Source organism: Pseudomonas sp. S3_E10 (assembly GCF_054667615.1).
The window spans coordinates 4948864-4974464 of record NZ_CP162743.1 but is presented as its reverse complement, the minus strand read 5'-3'; the positions used below and the strand labels follow the sequence as shown (position 1 = coordinate 4974464).

The 25601-nt window shown below is 60.1% G+C and carries 19 protein-coding genes and 4 tRNA genes; 8 read left to right on the top strand and 15 right to left on the bottom strand.

The genetic code is table 11. The features are described 5' to 3' along the window. Positions 1-22: 22 nt before the first annotated feature. The gene (locus AB4N98_RS22855) at positions 23-493 is read right to left on the bottom strand and encodes a MarR family winged helix-turn-helix transcriptional regulator (protein ID WP_065877499.1); all 471 of its coding nucleotides are present in this window, start codon (positions 491-493) and stop codon (positions 23-25) included. A gap of 145 nt (positions 494-638) precedes the next feature. Between AB4N98_RS22855 and aceE the strand changes: the two genes are divergently transcribed. Further along, positions 639-3299, top strand: coding sequence for a pyruvate dehydrogenase (acetyl-transferring), homodimeric type (gene aceE, locus AB4N98_RS22850; protein ID WP_017527095.1), 2661 nt, complete (start codon positions 639-641; stop codon positions 3297-3299). A 1-nt stretch (position 3300) separates the two neighbouring features. On the opposite strand, the gene AB4N98_RS22845 is transcribed toward aceE, so the two are convergent. After that, entirely contained in the window at positions 3301-4074 is a 774-nt protein-coding gene (locus AB4N98_RS22845) for a DUF2242 domain-containing protein (protein WP_017527094.1), read from the bottom strand. A gap of 89 nt (positions 4075-4163) precedes the next feature. Beyond that, positions 4164-5063, bottom strand: coding sequence for a LysR family transcriptional regulator (locus AB4N98_RS22840; protein ID WP_017527093.1), 900 nt, complete (start codon positions 5061-5063; stop codon positions 4164-4166). A gap of 119 nt (positions 5064-5182) precedes the next feature. Between AB4N98_RS22840 and AB4N98_RS22835 the strand changes: the two genes are divergently transcribed. Beyond that, the gene (locus AB4N98_RS22835) at positions 5183-6370 is read left to right on the top strand and encodes an MFS transporter (protein WP_065877501.1); all 1188 of its coding nucleotides are present in this window, start codon (positions 5183-5185) and stop codon (positions 6368-6370) included. Positions 6371-6418: 48 nt separating this feature from the next. Here the strand turns inward: AB4N98_RS22835 and AB4N98_RS22830 are convergent, their stop codons facing one another. The 10 genes from AB4N98_RS22830 to AB4N98_RS22785 form a co-directional block, all read right to left on the bottom strand. After that, the gene (locus AB4N98_RS22830) at positions 6419-8293 is read right to left on the bottom strand and encodes a SurA N-terminal domain-containing protein (RefSeq protein WP_017527091.1); all 1875 of its coding nucleotides are present in this window, start codon (positions 8291-8293) and stop codon (positions 6419-6421) included. A gap of 230 nt (positions 8294-8523) precedes the next feature. Next, complete coding sequence (locus tag AB4N98_RS22825) at positions 8524-8796, bottom strand: HU family DNA-binding protein (protein ID WP_003174819.1); 273 nt, start codon at positions 8794-8796, stop codon at positions 8524-8526. Positions 8797-8946: 150 nt separating this feature from the next. Continuing rightward, complete coding sequence (gene lon / locus AB4N98_RS22820; RefSeq protein WP_068935149.1) at positions 8947-11343, bottom strand: endopeptidase La; 2397 nt, start codon at positions 11341-11343, stop codon at positions 8947-8949. Between the two features lie 160 nt (positions 11344-11503). Continuing rightward, on the bottom strand, positions 11504-12787 hold the full coding sequence (gene clpX, locus AB4N98_RS22815) for an ATP-dependent Clp protease ATP-binding subunit ClpX (protein WP_010209414.1): 1284 nt from the start codon (positions 12785-12787) through the stop codon (positions 11504-11506). 112 nt (positions 12788-12899) lie between these two features. Further along, positions 12900-13535, bottom strand: a complete 636-nt coding sequence (clpP, locus tag AB4N98_RS22810) for an ATP-dependent Clp endopeptidase proteolytic subunit ClpP (RefSeq protein ID WP_003174822.1) — start codon at positions 13533-13535, stop codon at positions 12900-12902. A gap of 91 nt (positions 13536-13626) precedes the next feature. Then, the gene (gene tig / locus AB4N98_RS22805) at positions 13627-14937 is read right to left on the bottom strand and encodes a trigger factor (protein ID WP_068933552.1); all 1311 of its coding nucleotides are present in this window, start codon (positions 14935-14937) and stop codon (positions 13627-13629) included. A 398-nt stretch (positions 14938-15335) separates the two neighbouring features. After that, positions 15336-15411 (bottom strand) — tRNA-His (locus AB4N98_RS22800). A 76-nt stretch (positions 15412-15487) separates the two neighbouring features. After that, positions 15488-15572, bottom strand: a tRNA-Leu gene (locus tag AB4N98_RS22795). A 57-nt stretch (positions 15573-15629) separates the two neighbouring features. Further along, positions 15630-15705, bottom strand: a tRNA-His gene (locus AB4N98_RS22790). 32 nt (positions 15706-15737) lie between these two features. Then, positions 15738-15814: transfer RNA gene (locus AB4N98_RS22785), tRNA-Arg, on the bottom strand. A gap of 275 nt (positions 15815-16089) precedes the next feature. Here AB4N98_RS22785 and folD point away from each other — a divergent pair. Both folD and pbpG read left to right on the top strand, forming a co-directional pair. Further along, positions 16090-16944 carry a bifunctional methylenetetrahydrofolate dehydrogenase/methenyltetrahydrofolate cyclohydrolase FolD gene (gene folD / locus AB4N98_RS22780; protein ID WP_065877503.1) on the top strand — a complete coding sequence of 285 codons (855 nt, stop codon included), beginning with the start codon at positions 16090-16092 and terminating at the stop codon, positions 16942-16944. Positions 16945-17151: 207 nt separating this feature from the next. Next, a complete protein-coding gene (gene pbpG, locus AB4N98_RS22775) occupies positions 17152-18075 on the top strand; it encodes a D-alanyl-D-alanine endopeptidase (protein WP_017527087.1) in 924 nt (307 codons plus the stop codon). A 35-nt stretch (positions 18076-18110) separates the two neighbouring features. Here pbpG and AB4N98_RS22770 read toward each other — a convergent pair whose 3' ends face one another. Next, a complete protein-coding gene (locus tag AB4N98_RS22770; RefSeq protein ID WP_026067213.1) occupies positions 18111-18773 on the bottom strand; it encodes a C39 family peptidase in 663 nt (220 codons plus the stop codon). 210 nt (positions 18774-18983) lie between these two features. Between AB4N98_RS22770 and AB4N98_RS22765 the strand changes: the two genes are divergently transcribed. Continuing rightward, on the top strand, positions 18984-19133 hold the full coding sequence (locus AB4N98_RS22765) for a hypothetical protein (RefSeq protein ID WP_017527085.1): 150 nt from the start codon (positions 18984-18986) through the stop codon (positions 19131-19133). Here the strand turns inward: AB4N98_RS22765 and AB4N98_RS22760 are convergent. Next, positions 19130-19540, bottom strand: a complete 411-nt coding sequence (locus AB4N98_RS22760; protein WP_460148933.1) for a PA0061/PA0062 family lipoprotein — start codon at positions 19538-19540, stop codon at positions 19130-19132. The genes AB4N98_RS22765 and AB4N98_RS22760 overlap by 4 nt on opposite strands. A gap of 195 nt (positions 19541-19735) precedes the next feature. On the opposite strand from AB4N98_RS22760, the gene AB4N98_RS22755 reads away from it, so the two are divergent. Genes AB4N98_RS22755 through AB4N98_RS22745 form a run of 3 tightly spaced genes read left to right on the top strand, consistent with a single transcriptional unit; the run spans position 19736 to position 25515 of the window. Continuing rightward, complete coding sequence (locus tag AB4N98_RS22755; protein ID WP_116077799.1) at positions 19736-22957, top strand: efflux RND transporter permease subunit; 3222 nt, start codon at positions 19736-19738, stop codon at positions 22955-22957. Further along, the gene (locus AB4N98_RS22750; RefSeq protein WP_068933548.1) at positions 22947-24113 is read left to right on the top strand and encodes an efflux RND transporter periplasmic adaptor subunit; all 1167 of its coding nucleotides are present in this window, start codon (positions 22947-22949) and stop codon (positions 24111-24113) included. Before AB4N98_RS22755 ends, AB4N98_RS22750 begins: the two co-directional genes overlap by 11 nt. After that, positions 24097-25515: an efflux transporter outer membrane subunit gene (locus AB4N98_RS22745; protein ID WP_135196769.1), complete on the top strand. Its 1419-nt coding sequence runs from the start codon at positions 24097-24099 to the stop codon at positions 25513-25515. The genes AB4N98_RS22750 and AB4N98_RS22745 overlap by 17 nt, the downstream gene beginning before the upstream one ends. Positions 25516-25601: the final 86 nt, after the last annotated feature.

The window sequence follows — 25601 nt, the reverse complement described above, 5'->3', positions numbered from 1 at the left end:
CCACACGGGATCGGCTTCGACTTCAGGATTTGCGGCGGCTGCGGGTCTGCACACTCGCCTCCATCGCCAGCCCGGCCGTGCGCTCCAACGCATCGGCAAACCCCTGGCGCTGTTCGGGCTCGATCTGCGAGAGGAACAGCTCATCTACCGTACTTTCATAGATCTTCCACATCTTTTTTCGCAGCGCCCGCCCGGCCTCGGTAATCGAGGCAAACGCCGCGCGGCCATCGCCGTCCGAGCGGGAACGCTCCACCAGGCCGTCTTTTTCCAGGCGGTCTACCAGGCGCGTGAGGTTGTAGCGCTCGATGGCCAGCACATCGGCCAATTCGTGCATGCGGCGGGTGCCGTCGGGGCCGCTTTCCAGGCCCCACAAGGCGTCGTACCAGGCGTAAGGCGGCAGGTTCGCCTCGGCCAGGCGGCGTTCGATTTCACGGATGACCGTCCTGTGAGCCCTGACAAAACGGAACCATACATCAGGCTCTTTCGACGACATGCAACACCATCCGGGGGATTTCAAGAAGGTTGCAATAGTAGCTCATCCCGCGCTAGATTCGTTTATGTAGTTGTAATTGCAATTACTTTGGCGACACTCCCACAAGGAGCCCGCCACTCGATATCCGCCTACCCTGGAGCCTCACATGACCCCCAATACCGCAGTGCGCCGCGACGACGACCCACAGGAAACCCGCGAGTGGCTGGAGTCCATCGAATCGGTGCTGTCCACCGAAGGCCGCCCGCGCGCCCACTACCTGATCGATCAATTGCTGGATTTCGACGTGGCGCGTCACGGTGATTTCTACGGGCGGGTGACAACCCCCTACGTCAACACCATCGCGGTGGAGCGCCAACTGCCCTACCCCGGCAACCTGGCCATCGAACGCCGCACCAACGCGTTTATCCGCTGGAACGCCATGGCGATGGTGCTGCGTGCGGGCAAACATTCGGGCGTCGGTGGGCACATTGCGACCTATGCGTCAGCCGCCGTCCTGTACGACGTAGGTTTTGACCATTTCTTCCGTGGTCGCACCGATAGCTTCGATGGCGACCTGGTGTACATCCAGGGCCACTCCTCACCCGGTATCTACGGCCGCGCCTATCTCGAAGGGCGCATCAGCGAAGCGCAGTTGGACAATTTCCGGCGCGAGGCCAATGGCGAAGGGATTTCGTCCTACCCGCACCCACGACTCATGCCGGACTTCTGGCAATTTCCTACGGTATCAATGGGCCTCGGGCCGATCACTGCCGCCTATCAAGCGCGCTTTATGCGCTACCTGGAGTACCGCGGCCTCAAGCAACACCAAGGCCGCAAGGTCTGGGCGTTCCTCGGTGATGGCGAAATGGACCAGCCGGAATCCCTCGCCGCCATTTCCCTGGCCGGGCGCGAGAAACTCGACAACCTGATCTTCGTGGTCAACTGCAACCTGCAACGCCTGGACGGGCCGGTGCGCGGCAATGCCAAGGTGATCCAGGAATTCGAAAGCCTGTACCGCGCCGCCGGTTGGAATGTGATCAAGGTGATCTGGGGCGGTGGCTGGGATGCGTTGCTCGACAAAGACCAGAGCGGCCTGCTGCGCCAGCGCATGATGGAATGCGTAGACGGCGACTATCAGAACTACAAATCGCAGAACGGCGCCTACGTGCGCGAGCATTTCTTCGGTAAATACCCAGAATTGCTGGCACTGGTTGCGGACATGTCCGACGACGATATCTGGAAACTCTCACGCGGCGGGCACGACCCGGACAAGGTTTACAACGCCTACGCCGCCGCCGTGCGCCATACCGGCCAACCCACTGTGATCCTGGCCAAAACCGTCAAGGGCTTCGGCATGGGCGAAGCCGGCGAAGGCCAGAACATCAACCACCAACTGAAGAAGATGGGCGCCGACGCCGTCAAGGCCTTCCGCGACCGCTTCGGCCTGGACGTGGCCGACGAACAACTCGCCGACATCCCTTACCTCAAGCCCGCCGTCGACAGCGAAGAAGCCCGCTACTTCGCTGCCCGCCGCCAAGCCCTGGGTGGCCACGTGCCAGCGCGTCACAGTGCCGTCGAGCCTTTGCAGATCCCCGACCTGGCCGCCTTCGCCACTCAACTCAAGGACACCGGCGAGCGGGCCATTTCGACCACCATGGCGTTCGTGCGCATCCTCGGCACCCTGCTCAAGGACCCACAGATGGGCAAGTTGATCGTCCCCATCGTGCCGGATGAGTCACGCACCTTCGGCATGGAAAGCCTGTTCCGACAGATCGGCATCCACTCTGCTGTCGGCCAGCTCTATACGCCACAGGACGCCGGGCAACTGAGCTACTACAAGGAGAGCAAGGACGGACAGATTATGCAGGAAGGCCTGAATGAGTCCGGCGCTATTTCCTCGTGGATAGCGGCCAGTACGTCCTACAGCAACCACGGTTTGATGACCGTACCGTTCTATATTTTTTATTCGATGTTCGGCTTCCAGCGCGTCGGCGACCTGGCCTGGGCGGCGGCCGATGCGCGGGCGCGTGGCTTCCTGCTGGGCGCTACGGCCGGGCGTACCACGCTGATGGGCGAAGGCCTGCAGCATGACGACGGCCATAGCCATATCCTGGCGTCGGTCATTCCGTGCTGCGTGTCGTATGACCCGACTTTTGCCTACGAGCTGGCAGTGATCATTCGCGAAGGCATGCGGCGCATGTATGTCGAGCAAGAGGACATTTACTACTACATCACGCTGCTCAACGAAAACTACCCGCACCCGGCCATGCCAGAAGATGTGGAAGAAGGCATTCTCAAGGGCATGTACCCGCTCGGCGTCAGCCCGCAGGCCCAGGTGCAACTGATGGGCAGTGGTTCGATCCTGCGCGAAGTGATCGCGGCGGCGCAATTGCTCGCCAAGGATTTCGCGGTGTACAGCAACGTGTGGAGCGTGACCAGCCTCACCGAATTGCGCCGTGACGGGCAGGCAGTCGAGCGCTGGAACCTGTTGCACCCGGAAGGCGAGCCACGCATGGGTTATGTGGAGCAATGCCTGGCCGGACAGACGGGGCCGGTGGTGGTGGCGACGGACTACATGAAACTGTTCGCCGACCAGATCCGCCCATTCGTGCACAACCGACGCTTTGTGGCGCTGGGCACCGACGGCTTCGGGCAATCGGATACGCGGGAGGCCTTGCGCGAGTTCTTTGAGGTGGACCGACACTTCATCGCACTCGCGGCCTTGAAGGCACTGGCCGATGACGGCGTGATCGGTCGCGATAAAGTCAGTGAGGCAATCAAGCGCTACGGGATCAACGTCGACAAGACCGACCCCGCAGCGGTCTGATTTATGGAGCAGGCGTCGGCAGCGGTGGAATCGCCTCTGTCGGCGCCGGCAGCTCAGGATTGGTCGGCGACGGTGCCGGCTCTGACTGAGGCGCGATCGGCGTAGGTTCGGCCGGCGGTGCCACAGGTTCCGAAGCGGCGGGTTCTTCCTTCGGCGCTTCGACCTTCTCGGCAGCCGGTGCGGCCTTGGGTTCCGGAACACCCAGCTCCGCCTTGGGCTGCTCGGGAATGTGCGCCGCCTGCTTCACTTCCTGAGGCAGGAACACGTCCACCAGCGCAAAGTAACGCTCGTAGAACTTCGGTGCCGAAACGGTCTCACTGGCCACTTTCACCATCGAGTCATCGGTGGAGCCGATCGGCATCGACACCGACCCCAGCACACCCACACCCAGGCTTGCCGAGTTGTTGACCTTCTTCAGCGCATAACGGTCCTGCAAGGCGTTGGCGAACATCGTCGAATGGTGGGTGCCTTTGCCGTCATCGGCGCACACCACGTTGAAGCTGATCTGCAGATGGGTTTCGCCGGTCTGCTGGAAACTCTTGTTACCCACTACCAACTTCGGATCGCTGCTGGTGATGATGTAACCCTGGCTCAGCAAGGCACGCCGGGCAGCTTCGCACGCGGCGGTATCACTGACCGGATAATCCCGGGAAAACGTGCCGGAGTCGTCGAAATTCTCATGTTCGTAAATAGCGGTCTTGGGTGACGAGCAGCCCGCGGCGCCCGCCAACACCAGCGCCATCCCGAGGCAACGCAAGTGAAATGATGTCGACATTGAAAATCCTGAGGAAAACGGTCTGGCCGGTATTGTGCAACAGAACGTGGCCTTGGCGCGCGCATTCCTGTCGGTAAAACGTCACAGACCTACACGACGGCGCCTGCAGGAAAAAGCTGCGCGCACATATGATCGATAAACACGCGCAATTTGGCCGATGCATGGCGGCTGGATGGCCACAACATCCAGAAACTGCCCCGGTGTTCCAGGTAGTCGTCCAGCACACGCTGCAAACGCCCCTCCCGCACTGCCTGGTGGACCATATAGTCCGGCAGGCAGGCAATGCCCAAGCCTTCATGCACCACATGGTTAAGGGACTCGATGGTGGTGCTGACCAACGGCGTACGCAAGGTGGGCTCCACCTCGTCGAGTGCCCGCCGCAGCGGCCAGGGCTCCAGTTGACCGGTGGCGCAAAACTTGTGGCGCAGGCAGGCGTGACCGCTCAAATGCTGGGGCAGCAGCGGCGTGCCGTGCTGTTGAAAGTAGCCCGGCGTCGCCACCAGCACCAGTTGATAGTGCCCCAGATGACGGGCCATCAAGCGCGAATCTTCTGGCTTGCCGGTGCGAATCACCGCATCGAAACCTTCCTCGATCACGTCAACCATGCGGTCGGAAAAATCCACATCCAACTCAATGTCCGGGTAAGCGCGCATAAAGTCGCTGAGCACCGGCATCAACAAGCCACGCACTTGCGGCACACTGATGCGCAACTTGCCTCGAGGCGCCACGCGGGCGTCGGTCAATTCGCGCTCGGCGGCCTCGATCTCGAGCAGGATCCGCCGCGAACGCTCAAGGAACAGTGCGCCTTCGCCAGTCAGGGTGATGCTGCGCGTACTGCGATGAAACAACCGCACGCCCAGGCGCTCCTCCATGCGCGCAATGCTTTTGCCCACCGCCGATGACGATACGCCCAGCACACGCGCGGCAGCGGTGAAACTGCGGGTCTGCGCCACCTGCACGAATACCGCGAGGCTGCCCAAGCTATCCATGATTTTGCCTTTGCCGATTGCGGACACCCACGTCCGATAAGTTCGGAACCTTAGCCTGTTTTTCCGCAAGGCACAGCCCCCTACGCTGCGCCCTCGCCCCTTTTTTGCATGGACACACTATGAGCGCTAACCCCTTAGTGACTGAGATCGGCACCACCGCCCCACGGGAAACACTGCCCTTGGGTGGCCTTTTGGCCCTGGCCTGCGCTGGTTTTATCACCATTCTCACCGAAGCGATGCCCGCCGGGCTCTTGCCGCAAATGGGCCAAGGCCTGGGCGTGTCGCCGGCACTGGTCGGCCAGTTGGTCACCCTCTACGCCCTAGGGTCATTGCTGGCGGCCATCCCCCTCACGCTGCTGACCCGAGGCTGGCGCCGCCGACCGCTGCTGTTGATGGCCATCGGCGGCTTTGCCGTGGTCAACAGTGTGACGGCATTCTCCAGCCACTACGGGCTGACCCTGGTGGCACGCTTCTTTGCCGGCGTGTTCGCCGGGCTGCTTTGGGCATTGCTCGCCGGCTACGCCAGCCGCATGGTGGCACCGCACCTGCAAGGCCGGGCAATCGCGGTGGCGATGCTCGGCGCACCGTTGGCGTTGTGCCTGGGCCTGCCGGCCGGCACCTGGCTCGGCACCATCGTGGGCTGGCGCCTGAGTTTTGCGATCATGACCGGGCTCACACTGGTGTTGCTGATATGGGCACGCTGGCAGCTTCCGGACTTTGCCGGCCAAGCCGCTCAAAAGCGCCTGCGCCTGCACCAGGTATTGACCCTGCCCGGTATTCGCTCGGTGCTGTGGGTGACCTTTACCTACGTATTGGCCCACAACATCCTCTACACCTATGTGGCACCGCTGTTGGAGCCCGCCGGTATCGCTGCCGATATCGACCGAGTGCTGCTGGTGTTTGGTCTCGCCGCGCTGTTGAGCATCTGGCTGGCCGGCGTGCTGATTAATCGGTGGTTGCGCACACTGCTGCTTATCAGTTGCGCACTGTTCGGCATGATCGCCCTGGCGTTGGCGTTATGGATCGAGGTGCCGACCGTCATCTACCTCGCGGTGGTGTTTTGGGGCCTGGCGTTTGGCGGCCTGCCGGCTTTGTTGCAAACCGCCCTGGCCCAATCGGCGGGCGAATCGGCGGACGCCGCGCAATCGATGCTGGTGACCGTATGGAACCTGGGGATAGCCGGCGGCGGGTTGGCTGGCGGCGTGTTGCTTCAGGGCTGGGGCGTTGCGACGTTCCCCTGGGCGATCGTGTTATTGATGCTGTTGGCCCTGGCAGGTGCATCACAGGTCGGCGTCCAGCGCACATAAAAAAACCCCCGGTCTTTTCAGGCCGGGGGCTTCTTATTCAAACCGCCATCAATACTTCTTGATGTCAGCCTGGGTTTCCAACTGCTTGCGGTATGCCGCGAAGTCCTGCTGGCCAACACGGGAAGCGAGGAAGCGACGGTATTGCGCCTTTTCTTCTTCCGTTGGAGCGCTCGCTTCGTTCACGCCGTTCAAACGCACGATCACCAGGCTGCCGTCAGCGAGGGTCACGGTGGTGAAGGTCGGCTTGTCCTTGGCCGCAGGCTTGGGCATGCGGAACAGCGCTTGCAGCACGGCCGGGTCGACCGCGTCCGCGCTACGGGTAGCCGCTTCAGTGACTTTCCAGGCCTGGCCGTCGACCGGCTGGTTCAGCGGTGTCTTGCCATCACGCAGGCTGGCGATCAGCTCGTCGGCGTGAGTCTTGGCAGCGGCGCTGGCGCGCTCCTTGGCCATCTGGGTGCGGATCGCCGCGGCAACGCTTTCCAGCGGCAGTTGCGCAGGTTTGCGGTGCTCTTTGGCACGCAGCACGATGATGGTTTCCGGGTCCAGCTCGATGGCGGTGCTGTTGGCACCCTCATCCAGCACTTCCGGGCTGAACGCTGCGGTGACCACGGCACGGTTGGCCGCAACACCTTCACCACCTTCACGGCCGAATGGCGCGGAGGTGTGCACGGTCAGCTTCAGGTCAGATGCGGGTTGAGCCAGGTCGGACGCTTCGAATGCCGCATCTTCCAATTGCTTGGTGGCTTCGACAAAACGCTGCTCGACTTGCTGGGCCTTGAGCTCACGGGTCAGCTTGTCTTTCAGGCTGGCGAAGGTCGGCACCTGTGGTGCTTCAACGCCCAACAGCTTGATCAGATGCCAGCCGAAGGTACTGCGCACCGGCGCCGATACCTGGTCCTGTTTCAACGCGTACAAGGCGGTTTCAAAGTCCGGGTCGTAGACGCCAGGGCCGGCAAAGCCAAGGTCACCACCGTTATTGGCCGAGCCTGGGTCCTGGGAGAACTCCTTGGCCAGGGCTTCGAACTTCTCGCCTTTGGCCAGGCGCGCCTGGATCTCTTCGATCTTGGCCTTGGCTTGCGCCTCGGTGACCTTGTCGTTGACTTCAATCAGGATGTGCGCGGCACGACGCTGTTCGGCGAGGTTGGCGGTTTCTTTCTCGTAGGCCGCCTGCAGTTCATCATCCTTGACGCTGACCTGGTCGAAGAAGGACGACTTCTTCAATTCCAGATAGTCGATGACCACTTGGTCCGGCGTCATGAACTCTTTGGCGTGCTGGTCGTAGTAGGCCTTGACCTCGTCGTCGGTGAGCTTCACCGCTGCGGGGTTGGCCTTGATGTTGACCGTGGCGAAATCGCGAGTCTGTTTTTCCAGACGGGCGAAGGCCAGTACTTCGGCATCGGTGACGAAACCGCTGCCCGCGATACCTGCGCGAACCTGACCGATCAGCATTTCCTGGGTCAGCATCTGACGGAACTGCAGACGGCTGTAGCCCAGCTGACGGATCACCTGGTCAAAGCGTTCGGCGTTGAATTTGCCGTCCACCTGGAATTCCGGCGTTTGCAGGATCACCTGGTCCAGTGCCGCTTCAGAGAAGCCGAACTTGGAATCGGCGGCACCTTGCAGCAACAGCTTGCGGTCGATCAGGCCCTTGAGCGCCGCTTCGCGCAGCAGTTTTTCGTCCAGCAGCGAAGCATCGAAATCCTTGCCCAACTGTTGCATCAGTTGGCGACGTTGCATGTCGACAGCCTGGCTCAGTTCGGTCTGGGTGATGGCTTCACCGTTGACCTTGGCCACGTCCTGCTTGTTAGTACCCGAAGCCTGGAAAATGGCCTCGATACCGGTGAACGCCATCAATGCGACGATGATCCCGATAATGGTCTTGGCAATCCAGCCTTGTGAATTGTCCCTGATATTTTGCAGCATGCGTCCCCCAGAAACGGTTGAACTTCAAAAATAGGCAACCGTGGAGCGTGGGTAGAGTCCGGATAGAAGAAAGGCGCATCCGAGGATGCGCCTTCTCGTAACTGGCGGAGCGGACGGGGGTTTGACTTCTCACCCCCGGCGTGGCGACCCGATGGATACGTGGGTCGGCTACCGCTCCGCTGCCAGGCCGGACATGCGTCCGACCCGGGTAAGCAAGGCTTGATCGAAGCTTAGTTAACGGCTTCTTTCAGGGCTTTACCGGCTTTGAAACCTGGTTTCTTGGCAGCAGCGATTTGCAGTGCTTTGCCAGTCTGTGGGTTGCGGCCAGTGCGAGCTGGGCGGTCAGTCACAGAGAAAGTACCGAAGCCTACCAGTACCACGGAGTCGCCGGCCTTCAGAGCGCCAGTGACGGATTCGATTACTGCATCCAGCGCACGGCCAGCAGCAGCTTTCGGGATATCAGCGGATGCAGCGATAGCATCAATCAGTTCCGACTTGTTCACTCTAAGTCCCCTTATATATCTATTGAGTATGATTCTAAGTTTTTTTGGTAAACAGCAAAAACGAGTGCTGAATGGCCTACAGACACTTAAGAGCCGCTTTATAACAAGGGCTCTAAAATGCTGTCAAGGAAGCCCCCAGGCTTAATTGCATTAATGCGTGCTAATTCTTTCCTTGGAATCAGACTCTCGCTTTTCGTCCTTAGCGACTATCTCCGGAGCCACATCCGGCAAGGGCTCCGGCGCGTATTGCAGCGCAATTTGCAGGACCTCGTCAATCCATTTAACCGGTTTAATCTGAAGATCCTGCTTGATGTTGTCAGGAATTTCCTTCAAGTCGCGAACATTCTCTTCAGGAATGATCACGGTCTTGATACCCCCCCGGTGTGCGGCAAGCAATTTCTCTTTCAGACCACCGATGGCCAATACCTGACCCCGCAGGGTAATTTCCCCGGTCATGGCGACATCGGCGCGCACCGGGATGCCGGTCAATGCCGACACCAACGCAGTGCACATACCTACGCCAGCGCTGGGACCGTCTTTGGGCGTTGCCCCTTCCGGCATGTGGATATGGGTATCGTGCTTCTCGTGGAAGTCCAGAGGAATTCCCAGGCTACGGGCGCGACTGCGCACCACGGTCTGCGCTGCGGTGATGGATTCGACCATCACATCACCCAGGGAACCGGTCTTGATCAGTTGGCCCTTGCCCGGGATCACCGCGGCCTCGATGGTCAGCAACTCACCGCCCACCTGGGTCCATGCCAGGCCAGTCACCTGCCCTACCTGATCCTGCTGCTCAGCCAAGCCGTAGCGGAATTTCTTCACACCCAGGAAGTGCTCGAGAGAGTCGGCCGTGACCTTCACCGAGAAGCGTTTTTCCAGGGCATGTTCCTTGACCGCCTTGCGGCAGATCTTCGCGACCTGACGCTCAAGGCCACGCACACCGGCCTCGCGGGTGTAGTAACGCACGATGTCGCGGATTGCCTCGACGTCGAATTCAATCTCGCCCTTCTTCAGGCCATTGGCCGAAATCTGCTTGGGCGCGAGGTATTTGACGGCAATATTGATTTTCTCGTCTTCGGTATAACCCGGCAGACGAATCACCTCCATCCGGTCCAGCAAGGCTGGCGGAATATTCATGGAGTTGGAGGTGCACAGGAACATCACGTCGGACAGGTCGTAGTCGACTTCCAGGTAATGGTCGTTGAAGTTGTGGTTCTGCTCCGGATCGAGCACTTCAAGCAACGCCGACGCCGGATCGCCGCGCATGTCGCTGCCCATTTTGTCAATTTCATCAAGCAGGAACAGCGGGTTGCGCACGCCCACTTTGGTCATCTTTTGAATCAATCTTCCTGGCATGGAACCGATGTACGTACGGCGATGCCCACGGATTTCCGCTTCGTCACGCACGCCACCCAAGGCCATACGCACGAATTTACGGTTGGTGGCACTCGCAATCGACTCAGCCAGGGAGGTTTTACCTACACCCGGAGGACCGACCAGGCACAACACCGGACCACGGATTTTCTTCACGCGCTTTTGCACGGCGAGGTATTCGAGGATGCGTTCTTTGACTTCTTCGAGGCCATAGTGATCGGCATCAAGGATTTCTTCGGCGCGGGCCAGGTCCAGGCGCACCTTGGTCTGGGCCTTCCACGGCACTTGAACCAGCCAGTCAATGTACGAGCGCACCACGGTGGCTTCGGCCGACATCGGCGACATTTGCTTGAGCTTGTTCAGCTCGGCAGTGGCTTTGGTCAAAGCGTCTTTTGGCAGGCCGGCCGCATCAATACGCTTTTTCAGCTCCTCGAGCTCGTTGTGGCCTTCCTCGCTGTCACCAAGCTCTTTCTGAATGGCCTTCATCTGCTCATTCAGGTAGTACTCGCGCTGGCTGCGCTCCATTTGTTTCTTCACACGGCCCCGGATGCGCTTCTCGACCTGCAACAAGTCAATTTCGGCATCCAGCAGTGCCAACACGTGTTCGACACGGGTCGGCAGGTCGATGATTTCGAGGATGTCTTGCTTCTGCTCGATCTTCAGCGCCATGTGCGCGGCCATGGTGTCGACCAGGCGGCTTGGCTCATCGATGCTGTTGAGCGAAGACAGGACTTCAGCCGGGACTTTCTTGCCCAACTGCACATACTGCTCGAACTGCGAGAGCAGGCTGCGTACGAAAACTTCGGACTCGCGCTCAGGCGCTTCGACTTCGTCGATCAGCGCCACTTCGGCGCGCAGATGGCCGTCCACTTCCATGAAACGTTCGACCGCACCGCGCTGTTCGCCTTCCACCAGCACCTTGACGGTGCCATCCGGCAGCTTGAGCAATTGCAGCACGGTGGCAACGGTACCGACGCGATACAGGGCATCTTCGCCTGGATCATCATCGGCAGGATTTCTCTGGGCCAACAGCAGGATCTGCTTGTCGCCCGTCATCGCGGCCTCGAGGGCTTCGATAGACTTCTCGCGCCCCACGAACAGCGGGATAACCATGTGCGGATAGACGACGACATCACGCAACGGCAGGAGAGGCAATTCAATGGTTGTCTTCATGATTTCGCCTCTATGACAGTTGAAAAATATGCTTGAAGCCAAGATGGGGGCTGCATGCAAAAAAAACAAGCTTATTGCCCGCGGTTAAACGCAGTAAAACTCTTCGAAAAAACAAAGGGGCCCCTAGAGGCCCCTTGTTTGTACCGAAACTGCGAAACGCTTACGCGTCTGGCGCAGCCTTGGCAGCCGGCTCACTGTTTTCGTAGATATACAGTGGCTTGGACTTGCCTTCTATAACGCTTTCGTCGATCACCACTTTACTCACCTCGGACTGCGAGGGGATTTCGTACATGGTGTCGAGCAACACGCCTTCGAGGATGGAACGCAGGCCACGCGCACCGGTCTTGCGCTCCAGTGCCCGCTTGGCCACCGATTTGAGTGCATCGGTGCGGAACTCGAGGTCCACGCCTTCCATTTCGAACAGCTTGGCGTACTGCTTGGTCAGGGCGTTTTTCGGCTCGGTGAGGATCTGAATCAGAGCAGCCTCATCCAGTTCGTCCAGCGTAGCCAGAACCGGCAGACGGCCAACGAATTCCGGGATCAGACCGAACTTGACGAGATCGTCAGGCTCGACTTCACGCAGGGACTCGCCCACCTTCTTGCCTTCTTCCTTGCTGCGCACTTCCGCACTGAACCCAATGCCGCCACGGGTGGAGCGTTGCTGAATGACCTTTTCCAGACCCGAGAACGCACCACCACAGATAAACAGGATGTTACGCGTATCCACCTGAAGGAATTCCTGCTGCGGGTGCTTGCGGCCGCCTTGTGGCGGTACGGAAGCAACCGTGCCTTCGATCAGTTTCAACAGGGCCTGCTGCACGCCTTCACCGGAAACGTCCCGAGTGATCGACGGGTTGTCGGACTTGCGCGAAATCTTGTCGATTTCGTCGATGTAGACGATACCCATCTGGGCCTTCTCTACGTCGTAGTCGCACTTCTGCAGTAGCTTCTGAATGATGTTCTCGACGTCCTCGCCAACGTAGCCAGCCTCGGTGAGAGTGGTGGCGTCGGCGATGGTGAAGGGAACGTTGAGCAGACGAGCGAGGGTTTCTGCAAGCAGGGTCTTACCCGAGCCTGTAGGACCGATCAGCAAGATGTTGCTCTTGCCGAGTTCGACTTCGTCGCCTTTCTTGTCACGCTGGTTCAGACGCTTGTAGTGGTTGTACACCGCTACGGCCAGAACCTTCTTTGCACGCTCTTGACCGATGACGTATTGGTCAAGGATGCCGCTGATTTCTTTAGGCGAAGGCAATTTATGCGCGCTGCTTTCGGCCTGTGCTTCCTGCACCTCCTCGCGGATGATGTCATTGCACAAGTCGACGCACTCGTCGCAGATAAAGACCGAGGGGCCGGCAATCAATTTGCGTACTTCATGCTGGCTTTTGCCACAGAAGGAGCAATAGAGCAGCTTGCCGTTGTCCTCGCCGTTGCGGGTGTCAGTCATTCGTTCGATCCAAATCCGATAGGCTTGCAACACAAGATGAAGGCTTATGCGGGCTTTTTCAAGCCCGCCGATGATCGGAAAAGCCGACCAGCCTTATTTTGAGGTGCTTATATTAAGCGGGGCGCTTTTCGATCACTGCGTCGATCAACCCGTATTCACGTGCGGCTTCGGCGCTCATGAAGTTGTCGCGGTTGGTGTCGCGCTCGATTTCTTCCAGGGTGTGCCCGCTGTGCTTGGCCATCAGCGTGTTGAGGCGCTCGCGGATGAAAAGGATTTCCTTGGCGTGGATTTCTATGTCCGACGCCTGGCCCTGGAAACCGCCCAGTGGCTGGTGAATCATCACGCGTGAGTTCGGCAGGCAGTAACGCTTGCCCTCGGCACCGGCGGTCAGCAGGAAGGCGCCCATGCTGCAGGCCTGGCCAATACAGGTCGTCGATACGTTCGGCTTGATGAACTGCATGGTGTCGTAGATCGACATGCCCGCGGTCACCGAACCGCCCGGCGAGTTAATGTAGAGATGGATGTCCTTGTCCGGGTTTTCCGCTTCAAGGAACAGCAGTTGCGCACAGATCAGGTTGGCCATGTAGTCCTCTACCGGGCCCACCAGAAAGATCACTCGCTCCTTGAGCAGGCGCGAGTAGATGTCGTAGGCGCGTTCGCCACGAGCGGACTGCTCGACAACCATCGGGACCAGGCCGCCTGCGGCCTGGATATCAGAGTTCTGCTGAATATAGGAATTACGGAACATGCTCTGCAGTTACTCCCAAATAGTCATGTCTTGAAAACGCATAAGCCAGCGCGAGGCTGGCTTATGGTTGTATTTCCAACGAGTTGGACAATCAGTCGGCTTGTGCTGCTTCCGCCGGTTTGACTGCTTCTTCGTAAGAGACCGATTTATCGGTCACCTTAGCCTTCTGCAGAACAGTATCCACAACTTGTTCTTCCAGCACAACCGAACGTACTTCGTTCAGCTGTTGGTCGTTCTTGTAGTACCAAGCCACAACCTGCTCAGGCTCCTGGTAGGCCGAAGCCATTTCCTGGATCATTTCGCGAACGCGGTCTTCGTCAGGCTTGAGGTCGAACTGCTTGACCACTTCCGCCACGATCAGACCCAACACAACGCGACGCTTGGCTTGCTCTTCGAACAGCTCGGCCGGCAGTTGGTCAGGCTTGATGTTGCCACCGAACTGCTGAACCGCTTGAACGCGCAGGCGATCCACTTCATTGGACAGCAGAGCCTTAGGCACTTCGATCGGGTTGGTCGCCAGCAGACCGTCCATGACCTGGTTCTTGACCTTGGACTTGATGGCCTGACGCAGCTCGCGCTCCATGTTCTTGCGAACTTCGGTGCGGAAACCTTCGATACCGGTTTCCTTGATACCGAACTGGGCGAAGAACTCTTCGTTCAGCTCTGGCAGCTTAGGCTCGGAAACACTGTTGACAGTCACGGTGAACTCGGCGGCTTTGCCGGCCAGGTCCAGGTTCTGGTAGTCAGCAGGGAAAGTCAGGTTCAGAACGCGCTCTTCGCCAGCCTTGGCGCCAACCAGGCCGTCTTCGAAACCAGGGATCATGCGGTTGGAACCCAGCACCAGCTGAGTACCCTTGGCGGAGCCGCCAGCGAACACTTCGCCGTCAACCTTGCCCACGAAATCGATGTTCAACTGGTCTTCGCTCTGAGCGGCACGGTCGGCCACTTCGAAACGGGTGTTCTGCTTGCGCAGGATTTCCAGCATGTTGTCCAGGTCGGCATCAGCGACGTCGGCGCTCAGGCGCTCGACTTCGATACCGTCAAAGCCGGCAACCTCAAACTCTGGGAACACTTCGAATACGGCAACGTATTCCAGGTCCTTGCCAGCTTCCAGGGACTTCGGCTCAATCGAAGGCGAGCCAGCCGGGTTCAGCTTTTGCTCGACAACGGCTTCGTAGAAAGAAGCCTGGATGACGTCACCCACAGCTTCCTGGCGCGCATCGGCACCAAAACGGCGCTTGATTTCGCTCATCGGCACTTTGCCTGGACGGAAACCAGCGATCTTGGCCTTTTGGGCAGTCTGCTGCAGACGCTTGTTGACCGCAGTCTCAATACGTTCTGCCGGCACGGTGATGCTCAGGCGGCGCTCGAGAGCAGTAGTATTTTCAACAGAAACTTGCATGGATATTCCTCGTTGCACAGACGTTAGCCGGCCATTTCCGACCCCAATCAAGGGCATGCATTCTAGAGGGTCAAACTCAAGAAGTCACCCTACTGGAAATACGCCCGAAAACAGCCGGCAATTTATCGGTACGAAGGCACTGATGCACCTCGCCCCGGTGACAAATACAGCCCATCACGCCAGGGCTCTGCGCCGCCCCTTCTATATATAGAAGAAGTCGTCATCCACTTCCCTGACGGCCAACCCGCAAACGGGGCCGGCAGGCAGCGCGGCATCATCGAGCAACACAAATACGACGAAACGCCCTGCCGTTGCGACCCAGCACCTGCAGTCGCGAATATTTGAACCGCTAAAACCAAAAAAGGCGCCAGACTGTTAAATCTGGCGCCTTTCGAATATGGGGTGGACGAAGGGGATCGAACCCTCGACAACGGGAGTCACAATCCCGTGCTCTACCAACTGAGCTACGCCCACCATATTGCGTTAACAAAGAAACCAAACCACTTCTTTGTTGAGCCCTACCCTGCCTGTCGACTGGGCCAAGCTATATTGGTGCGGATGAAGAGACTCGAACTCTTACGCCTCGCGGCGCTGGAACCTAAATCCAGTGTGTCTACCAATTCCACCACATCCGCGCTTGCAGCTCTTAAAGCAAAGGCGCCAGACGATTAATCTGGCGCCTTTTCAAAATATGGGGTGGACGAAGGGGATCGAACCCTCGACAACGGGAGTCACAATCCCGTGCTCTACCAACTGAGCTACGCCCACCATATAGCGCTACTTGTGCCAAAGCTGCCTAATGGCGCACCCGGCAGGACTCGAACCTGCGACCATCCGCTTAGAAGGCGGATGCTCTATCCAGCTGAGCTACGGGCGCCTTATTAATCTGTACTCTTTGAGGATTACAAACTAAGTGCTTTCCAGCCTTGCAGAACAGCAATTCTGCTTGACCTTCTTAACCAGTGCTAGGCTGTGCCCGACAAGTGCGACGAATAGTATAGAGGGGCTGGAAACCCGTCAAATCTTTTTTAAAAAAATTCATTTTATTTAAGGGGTTAGGCCAATTTGCAGACCAAGCGCCTTTGCCCTCACGTCTTGGCGTGCGAGAATGCGCGCACTTTTCTTCCCCCTCTCGATGGTTAATCACGCGTAATGACTGCACAACTTATCGACGGCAAATCAATCGCCGCCAGCCTGCGCCAGCAGATCGCCAAACGAGTCACCGAGCGCAGCCAGCAAGGCCTGCGCACGCCGGGCCTCGCGGTGATCCTGGTCGGCAGCGATCCTGCCTCTCAGGTTTATGTCTCGCACAAGCGTAAAGACTGTGAAGAGGTCGGCTTTATTTCCAAGGCCTACGACTTGCCTTCCGAGACCACCCAGCAGGCCCTTACCGACCTGATCGACAGCCTCAATGACGACCCGGCGATGGACGGCATCCTGTTGCAACTGCCGCTGCCCGAGCACCTAGACGCATCCAAGCTGTTGGAGCGCATCCGCCCGGACAAAGACGTCGACGGTTTCCACCCCTATAACGTCGGCCGCCTGGCCCAGCGTATCCCGCTGCTGCGCCCGTGCACGCCCAAAGGCATCATGACCCTGCTGGAAAGCACCGGCATCGACCTGTACGGCCTTGATGCCGTGGTCGTCGGCGCGTCCAACATCGTCGGTCGCCCAATGGCCATGGAACTGCTGCTGGCCGGCTGCACCGTGACCGTCACGCACCGTTTCACCAAGGACCTCGCTGGCCACGTCGGTCGTGCCGACCTGGTAGTGGTTGCCGCCGGCAAGCCTGGCCTGGTCAAAGGGGAATGGATCAAGGAAGGCGCCATCGTCATCGACGTGGGCATCAACCGTCAGGAAGACGGCAAGTTGGTGGGCGACGTGGTGTACGAAACCGCACTGCCTCGCGCCGGCTGGATCACCCCTGTGCCGGGCGGCGTTGGCCCGATGACGCGTGCCTGCCTGCTGGAAAACACCCTGTACGCCGCAGAGACCCTGCACGCTTAATAACCAGGCGTACTGAAAAAGCCCTGCCTTATCGCAGGGCTTTTTATTGCCCGGAAGAAACCCTGTTTTTTCTTAGTTTTTAAGCACTTTCATCTGGATGTAGAAGAACATTCGACAGTTTCTGATCCATACTCCTAAAATGTAACGCCATTTTTCACAAAACCCGTTTTTTAACGGTATTTCTTACTTTTTAGCGAGTTCATCCGCGTGAAAATTCGTCTTTCTATCGTCAGCCTATTTTTTGCTTTCACAGGCACCTTTGCGCACGCCGCCGAATCCACCCTGGCGCCGCGCGATCCGTCCAAACTGCAGATTGCTTCCGGCAGCGCCATGCTGGTCGACCTGCAAACCAACAAAGTCATCTACGCCAGCAACCCGGACGTAGTCGTGCCCATCGCCTCGGTGAGCAAATTGATGACCGGCCTTATCGTGCTTGAAGCCAAGCAAAACATGGACGAATACATCGACATCAACATCACCGACACCCCGGAAATGAAAGGCGTGTTTTCGCGGGTGAAGATCGGCAGCCAAATGCCGCGCAAGGAAATGCTGCTGATCGCCCTGATGTCCTCCGAAAACCGCGCCGCAGCCAGCCTGGCCCACCACTACCCAGGCGGCTATGCAGCCTTTATTGCAGCGATGAACGCCAAAGCCAAGGCGCTGGGCATGACCAGCACTCATTATGTGGAACCCACCGGTCTGTCGATCCATAACGTGTCCACTGCCCGCGACCTGAGCAAACTGCTGGCCGCCGCCCGTCATTACCCTATGTTGAGCCAGTTGAGCACCACCAAGGAAAAGACCGTTTCGTTCCGCAAACCCAACTACACCCTCGGTTTCTCCAACACCGACCACCTGATCAACCGCGCCAATTGGGACATCAAGCTGACCAAGACCGGCTTCACCAACCAGGCCGGCCACTGCCTGGTGCTGGTGACCAGTATGGGTAATCGTCCGGTGTCGCTGGTGATTCTGGATGCGTTCGGCAAGTTCACTCACTTCGCTGATGCCAGCCGTATTCGCAGCTGGGTCGAGACCGGCAAGGGCGGTTCGGTGCCGGATGTGGCGCTGCGCTATAAAGCCGACAAGAACCTGAAGAGCCGCCCGAATGCCGCAGAAGTCCGTCGGTAACCGATAAATGAAAAAGGCGCCATGAGCGCCTTTTTTTATTTTCCTTGCGCCAGCACCTTGAGTGCCTGCGCGGCGGCCTGTTCCTGCCCGGCCTGAGCCGTCGCATGGGCGGCCTCGCGCCAGCGCTGCGCATCCACATTGGCCGGCAACTGGCTGGGGCGCTGAATGAGGATCGCCCAGTTCCCGGCACTTGCCCACTTCGATTCAAAGTCGCTGAAGCTCATCAACAAGCGCCGGTCCATGCCCGAGCGCAGCAGCACCGTGCTTTTCTGCTGGTTGAACCCCACCACGACCACATAGTGCGCGTCAGACCACAGCCCACCGCCCACCCGCGCCATCACCGGATAACCCGCCGCCACTTGCGCCAGCACCGCCGTCAGCCTGGCATCCAGTGGATACACCATCAGCCCGTATTCACGCGCCAACACCTGCATGTTGCGCTCAAGGTCCGCTTCGCCGCCCGGTAAACGCAGCGGCTTATCCAACAAGCCTGGTGTCATGACAATGCCTTGTTGCGACAGCATGCTGGCCAGAGCCGTAGGACCGCTCTGATACGCCTCGCTGCGAAAGGTCGGCACACCGTTGAGTTCAACGCGCTCAGGCAAGCCGGCGAGTTTCGACGGCTGCCCGGCACACGCCGCCAGCCCCAGGGCGCAGGCCAATAACAAGGAGGTTTTAACGTTCGACCGTAACCGCAATTTTTTACTCTCTTGATCAACTGCCGGTAAGGGCCCTGATCATAGGACGCTCTGCCACGCGGGTATAGCCCAAAGCCTGGGTTTACCGCTCGCATAGAGCAAACAAGTTGGACAGACACGACCATTGGTCAATAGCAGGCAACCGTCAGGTGGCTAGACTGTCCATTGAGAAGACTGTGTGTGCCCCCTGCGGGGCGAAAGGAGGCCCAAATGAGCCTTGCAACGACGATTATGCTGTTGATCTGCGGTTGGCTGGCGGTTGCCGGCGCCATGCTGTGGGGGGTATTGCGCATTACCCGTCGCCATCACCCCCACGTCAAAACCGCCAAGCCCCCTAAGGCTGCGGTACGCCACGCCTAGCCAGGCATACAGTTGAAGTCTTGCGTCGCCGCCACTTCCTTGCCGTGGTCATCCTTCAAGGATGCGCGCACGGTGGTGCCCAGGCTGGATTCCACCAGGATGTAGTGCTCACCCGCCTTGAAGTGCCTGTACTCGACGCGCCCCTGGCAGTCCTGCTGGTTGTCCTCGCCCGCCTCTTCCTCAAATAACGTCACATCCAGGCGATGATCGCCCTGTGTCACTTCAAAGAAGCGCCCGTCATCCACACGCTTGCCGTCCACGCGTTCGGCCATCAGGTCGTTCGGCGCTTCTTCTTGAAGACCAATCCAGGCCTCGCTCGGGTCTGCCTTGGGGATCGGGCCGGCGCACGCCGACAACAACAGGACGGCACCGAGTGCAGGGATCAACAACAAGGGTTTAAGTGACATGGCAGGGCTCCAATAAAGACAATGTGTCCGATGGGTTACAAGCTTGGCGAGCAGCCCTGTGTAGAACAAATGAATACCCATGAAACGATTTTCAGCCTCGACCTAAATGTTCCTTCACCTGGCTGAAAGGTGCGTGTTAGGTGGGTCGGGCAAGACTGCCGGGGTTTGCAACCCTGCTTTCTCCGGAGATCACGCATGCTCGGGCTGGTAAAGACCGCACTGCAAAAGCCTTACACGTTTATCGTGCTGGCCATATTCATCTGCATCATCGGGCCGATGGCGGCCCTGCGTACCCCCACTGACGTTTTCCCCGATATCGGCATCCCCGTGGTCGCCGTGGTGTGGCAGTACAACGGCCTGTCGCCGGACGCCATGGCCGGTCGGGTGATCTACACCTACGAACGCTCCCTGAGCACCACCGTCAACGACATCCAACACATCGAGTCGCAATCGCTGCCCGGCATGGGCATCGTCAAGATCTTCTTCCAGCCCGGCGTGGATATACGCACCGCCAACGCTCAAGTAACCGCCGTGTCACAAACCGTGCTCAAGCAGATGCCGCCGGGCATCACGCCGCCGCTGATCCTCAACTACAGCGCGTCCACGGTACCGATCCTGCAAATGGCGTTTTCCAGCCCCAGCCTGTCGGAAGCCAAAATCCGCGACCTGGTGCAGAACAACATCCGCCTGCCCCTGAGCGCCCTGCCCGGCCTGGCCATGCCCACCCCCATGGGCGGCAAGCAACGCCAGATCACCCTCGACCTCGACCCCCAGGCACTGGCTGCCAAAGGCCTGTCGGCACAGGACGTGGGCAACGCCCTGGCGCTGCAGAACCAGATCATCCCAGTGGGCACCGCCAAGCTCGGCCCCAACGAATACACGATCCTGCTCAATAACAGCCCCAAGGCCATCGATGAACTCAACGACCTGCCGATCAAGACCGTCGACGGCGCGTTGATCACCATCGGCCAGGTGGCCCATGTGCGCGACGGTTCGCCGCCACAAACCAACATCGTGCGCGTCGACGGCCACCGCGCGGTGCTGATGCCGGCGCTGAAAAACGGCAGCATCTCCACCCTGTCGATCATCGACGGCATCCGCCAGATGCTGCCGCGCATCAACGAAACCCTGCCGCCGTCGCTGAAGACCTCGCTGCTGGGCGACGCCTCGGTGTTCGTCAAGCAATCGGTGGGCAGCGTGGCTCAGGAAGGCATCATCGCCGCACTGTTGACCAGCGCGATGATCCTGCTGTTTCTGGGTAGCTGGCGCTCCACCCTGATCATCGCCGCGTCGATCCCGCTGGCGGTGCTGTCGGCCATTGCGCTGCTGGCGGCCACCGGGCAAACCCTCAACGTGATGACCCTCGGCGGGCTGGCGTTGGCCGTGGGGATCCTGGTGGATGACGCCACGGTGACCATCGAAAATATCAACTGGCACCTGGAACAAGGCAAGGCGGTGAAGACTGCGATCCTCGACGGCGCCGCGCAGATTGTCGGCCCGGCCTTTGTCTCGCTGCTGTGCATCTGCATCGTGTTTGTGCCGATGTTCCTGCTGCAAGGCATCGCCGGCTACCTGTTCCGGCCGATGGCGCTGGCGGTGATCTTTGCCATGGTCAGCTCGTTCGTCCTCTCGCGCACGCTGGTGCCGACACTGGCGATGTTCCTGCTCAAGCCGCATATACCCGAGCAGGGCGCAGGCCATCACCCGGAAGATGCATTCATCAACCACCATGAGGGTGAGCAGCACAACAAGCCGCGTAACCGCGCACTGCAAGCGGTGCTGAATTTTCAGCAGGGCTTCGAGCGCCATTTCTCGAATATCCGCGATACCTATCACGGCCTGCTCGCCCTTGCGCTGGGCCATCGCCGCCGCTTTATCATCGGTTTCCTGGCCTGCGTCCTCGCTTCCATGCTGTTGCTGCCCAGCCTGGGCCAGGACTTTTTCCCGGCCACCGACGCGGGAGCACTGGCCCTCCACGTTCGCCTGCCGCTGGGCACACGCATCGAAGAAAGCGCCGCCGCCTTCGACCGCATCGAAGCGCGGATTCGCGAGGTCATTCCCGCCGAGGAACTGGACACCATCGTCGACAACATCGGCATCCCGCTCAGCGGCATCGACATGGCCTACAGCAGCAGCGGCACCATCGGCCCGCAGGATGGCGACATCCAGGTCAGCCTGAAACCGCAGCATGCGCCCACCGCCGCTTACGTAAAAAAACTGCGCGAAGCCTTGCCGCAGAGTTTTCCCGGCAGCCACTTCGCGTTCCTGCCGGCGGATATCAGCAGCCAGATCCTCAACTTCGGCGCCCCGGCTCCGCTGGACGTAAAAATCTCCGGGCGCAACGACGCCGAAAACCGCGCCTACGCCATCGAACTTGAACGCCGCCTGCAACATGTACCGGGCATCGCCGACCTGCGGATCCAACAATCCACCGGCTACCCGTCACTGCAGGTCAATGTTGACCGCCTGCGCGCCAACGGCCTGGGCATTACTGAACGTGACGTGACCAACAGCATGGTCGCGTCGCTGGCCGGCAGTTCGCAAACCGCGCCGACCTTCTGGCTCAACCCGGCCAACGGCGTGTCGTATTCGATCGTCGCCGCCACCCCGCAATATCGCCTCGACAGCCTGCCGTCGCTGGAAGCCTTGCCGGTCACCGGTGCCGATGGCCAATCACAGATCCTCGGCGGCGTGGCCACGATCTCCCGGGTACAAAGCCCGGCGGTGGTCACCCACTACAACATCGAACCGACCCTGGACCTGTACGCCAACGTGCAGGGCCGCGACCTCGGTGGCGTGGCTCGCGACGTGCAAAAAGTGCTGGATGACACCGCGCACCTGCGCCCCAAAGGCGCGACGATCAGCCTGCATGGGCAAATCGATGCACTGCATGAAGCCTTCAGCGGCCTGAGCCTGGGCCTGCTCGGCGCGGTGGTGCTGATTTACCTGCTGATCGTGGTCAACTTCCAGTCCTGGGCCGACCCGTTCGTGATCATCACCGCGCTGCCGGCCGCGCTGGCCGGAATCGTGTGGATGCTGTTCCTCAGCAGCACCTCGCTGTCGGTGCCCGCCTTGACCGGGGCGATCCTGTGCATGGGCGTGGCCACCGCCAACTCGATCCTGGTGGTGAGCTTTTGCCGTGAACGCCTGGCCGAACATGGCGACGCGCTCAAGGCCGCGCTGGAAGCCGGCTATACGCGCTTTCGCCCGGTGTGCATGACCGCCCTGGCGATGATCATCGGCATGTTGCCGCTGGCCTTGTCCGAGGAGCAAAACGCGCCGCTGGGCCGCGCCGTCATCGGTGGCCTCATCTTTGCCACCGTCGCCACCCTATTGTTCGTTCCCGTGGTCTTCAGCCTGGTCCACGGGCGTCACCCCACTCGCGCAGCTGTTGGAGAAACCCCACATGTCGTCTGATCACACACCCTCGCGCAAGCGCCTGATGCTGCTGGGTATCGGTGGCCTGACCCTCGCCGCCCTGCTGGTCGCCAACGGCCTGCACGCGCGCACTTTGCACGCACAAACCGTCACTGCCTGGACCGAAACCGCCGCGGTCCCCCAAGTGATGGTGTTTCAACCCAAACAGAACGCCACCGGCGACACCCTGCGCTTGCCCGCGCACCTGGAAGCCTGGAGCAAGGCGCCGATTCACGCACGGGTCAGCGGTTACCTCAAGGACTGGAAAGTCGACATCGGCAGCCCGGTCAAAGCCGGGCAAATACTTGCACAAATCGACAGCCCGGACCTGGACCAACAGCTTGCACAAACCCAGGCAAGGCTGGTGCAGGAACAAGCCAATGCGCGGCTGGCGCAAACCACCGCCACGCGCTGGCAGAACCTGTTGGCCAGCCACTCGGTGTCGCGCCAGGAAGCCGATGAAAAAACCTCCAACGCCGCGGCCGCCAAAGCCAATGCCGAGGCGGCGGCTGCCGACGTCGCACGGCTGTCGGCGCTGGAAAGCTACAAGACCATTCGTGCGCCGTTCGCCGGCACCATCACCGCGCGCAATACCGATATCGGCCAGTTGATCAAGGCCGACACCGACAGCGATCCGGAGCTGTTCAACATTGCCGACACCCATCAACTGCGCCTGTACGTGCCGGTGCCGCAGAACTACGCGGCGGTGATCCACCCCGGCCTGGAGGCAGCGTTGACCGTGCCCGAACACCCCGGCAAGCATTTCACCGCACGCTTGATTGGCGACTCCACCGCCATCGACCGCCGCTCCGGTACCCTGCTCGCACAGTTCGTGGTCGACAACCCCAGCGGGCAGTTGCTGCCCGGCGACTACGCCGAAGCCACCCTACCGATTCCGGCGGATACCCATGGTGTGAGCATCCCGGCCAGCGCCTTGATTTTCCGCGCCCAGGGCACCCAGGTCGCGGTGCTGGATGCGCAGAATCATGTGCACCTGCAAGCGATCCATATCGGCCTGGACCTGGGCGAACGCCTGGTGATCGACCAAGGTTTGAAACCCGCCGACCGCATCGTCGACAACCCGCCCGATGCTCTGCGCGAAGGCGATGCCGTACAGCTGGCCGACGCCGGAGGTGCGCATGCACCCAAGGCTTAAACCGCTCGCGGCGGTGATGCTGCTGGCATTGCAAGGCTGCTCGATGGCGCCGACCTATAAGGTGCCGACGCTCGACCTGCCGGCCAACTACCGCGAACAAATCAGCGACGGCCCCTGGCACAGCGCGCAACCGTCCGACCTACTGGCCCCCGAATGGTGGCAGCTCTATCACGATTCGCGCCTGAATGACCTGCAACAGCAACTGCTCAAGGCCAACCCGGACCTGGCGGCGGCACTCGCGCACTTCGACGCCTCACAGGCGTACGCCAGCCAGCTGCAGGCGGGGTTGTTCCCGCAGATCACCGCCAGCGCGCAGCCCCTGCGCCAGCGCCAATCGGACTCGCGGCCGTTGCGGGGCACCACGCAGCCGTCGGTGTACGACAGCAACAGCGCCGGGTTTTCGTTGAGTTACGAGCTGGACCTGTGGGGCAGAATCCGCAACCAGGTCGCGGCCGGCGATGCCCAGGCACAAGCGTGCGGAGATGACTTGGCGGTGGCGCGCCTGAGCTTGCAGCGTCAATTGGCAACCTTGTACGTGCAGCTCAACGGGCTGGACGCCCAGAGCCGGATCCTCACTGGCTCGCTGGAGGATTTCAAGCAGGCACTGCAACTGACCCGCAGCCGTTACGAAGGCCAGATTGCCTCGGAGCTGGACCTGACCCGTGCGCAAAATCAACTGGCGCAGGCCAAGGCGCAATGGGATGAGGTGCGCGGGCAACGCAGCCTCACTGAGCATGCCATCGGTGAGTTGGTGGGCGTGGCAGCCGGCGACTTTAGCTTGCCGCCCGACAAGCACTTGATCGCCCTGCCGGTAGTTCCGTCGCAGTTGCCAAGTCAACTGCTGCAACGTCGCCCGGATATCGCGGCGGCAGAACGACGGGTGTTTGCGGCCAACGCGACTATCGGCGTGGCCAAGGCGGCGTGGTATCCGGATTTCAGTTTGACCGGGGTGGTCGGTGGGCAGACGCAGGGCGTGGGGAATTTGCTCTCGGCGGGTAATCGGTACTGGGCGCTGGGGCCGCTGATGAATCTGCCGATTTTCGACGGCGGGCGTTTAAGCGCCAATGAGCGCCAGGCCAAGGCCGAGTTTGAAGAAGCCAGCGCGCAGTACCGCAGCCAAGTGCTCAAAGCCGTACGCGAAGTGGAAGACAACCTGGCGCAACTGCGCGATTTGCAACAGCAGGCACAGGATGAACAAGCAGCGGCGGATGCAGCCCAGCATACCGAGGCCTTGGCAATGAACAGCTATCAGGCGGGCGCGGTCAGCTACCTGGACGTGGTAACCGCCCAAACGGCGGCATTGCAGGCGCAACGGACGTTGCAGGCGGTGCAGACGCGGCAGTTGCAAGCGAGTGTGGGGTTGCTGACGGCGTTGGGGGGTGGTTGGCAGCCTGGGGCATGAGGCGGTTTTTTCGATGGCACTGCTTCAGTTGATGCATGCAGTGCCCACCCCACCGTCATCGGGAGCAAGCCCCCTCCCACACTGGC

Excerpts from the sequence above, each read along its gene's own strand:
- AB4N98_RS22745 (WP_135196769.1), top strand. The coding sequence starts at position 24,097 with ATGCACCCAAGGCTTAAACCGCTCGCGGCGGTGATGCTGCTGGCATTG.
- clpX (WP_010209414.1), bottom strand. The coding sequence starts at position 12,787 with ATGACTGACACCCGCAACGGCGAGGACAACGGCAAGCTGCTCTATTGC.
- lon (WP_068935149.1), bottom strand. The coding sequence starts at position 11,343 with ATGAAGACAACCATTGAATTGCCTCTCCTGCCGTTGCGTGATGTCGTC.
- AB4N98_RS22835 (WP_065877501.1), top strand. The coding sequence starts at position 5,183 with ATGAGCGCTAACCCCTTAGTGACTGAGATCGGCACCACCGCCCCACGG.
- aceE (WP_017527095.1), top strand. The coding sequence starts at position 639 with ATGACCCCCAATACCGCAGTGCGCCGCGACGACGACCCACAGGAAACC.
- AB4N98_RS22760 (WP_460148933.1), bottom strand. The coding sequence starts at position 19,540 with ATGTCACTTAAACCCTTGTTGTTGATCCCTGCACTCGGTGCCGTCCTG.
- AB4N98_RS22755 (WP_116077799.1), top strand. The coding sequence starts at position 19,736 with ATGCTCGGGCTGGTAAAGACCGCACTGCAAAAGCCTTACACGTTTATC.
- AB4N98_RS22855 (WP_065877499.1), bottom strand. The coding sequence starts at position 493 with ATGTCGTCGAAAGAGCCTGATGTATGGTTCCGTTTTGTCAGGGCTCAC.
- tig (WP_068933552.1), bottom strand. The coding sequence starts at position 14,937 with ATGCAAGTTTCTGTTGAAAATACTACTGCTCTCGAGCGCCGCCTGAGC.
- folD (WP_065877503.1), top strand. The coding sequence starts at position 16,090 with ATGACTGCACAACTTATCGACGGCAAATCAATCGCCGCCAGCCTGCGC.
- clpP (WP_003174822.1), bottom strand. The coding sequence starts at position 13,535 with ATGTTCCGTAATTCCTATATTCAGCAGAACTCTGATATCCAGGCCGCA.
- AB4N98_RS22840 (WP_017527093.1), bottom strand. The coding sequence starts at position 5,063 with ATGGATAGCTTGGGCAGCCTCGCGGTATTCGTGCAGGTGGCGCAGACC.
- AB4N98_RS22830 (WP_017527091.1), bottom strand. The coding sequence starts at position 8,293 with ATGCTGCAAAATATCAGGGACAATTCACAAGGCTGGATTGCCAAGACC.
- AB4N98_RS22750 (WP_068933548.1), top strand. The coding sequence starts at position 22,947 with ATGTCGTCTGATCACACACCCTCGCGCAAGCGCCTGATGCTGCTGGGT.
- AB4N98_RS22765 (WP_017527085.1), top strand. The coding sequence starts at position 18,984 with ATGAGCCTTGCAACGACGATTATGCTGTTGATCTGCGGTTGGCTGGCG.
- AB4N98_RS22845 (WP_017527094.1), bottom strand. The coding sequence starts at position 4,074 with ATGTCGACATCATTTCACTTGCGTTGCCTCGGGATGGCGCTGGTGTTG.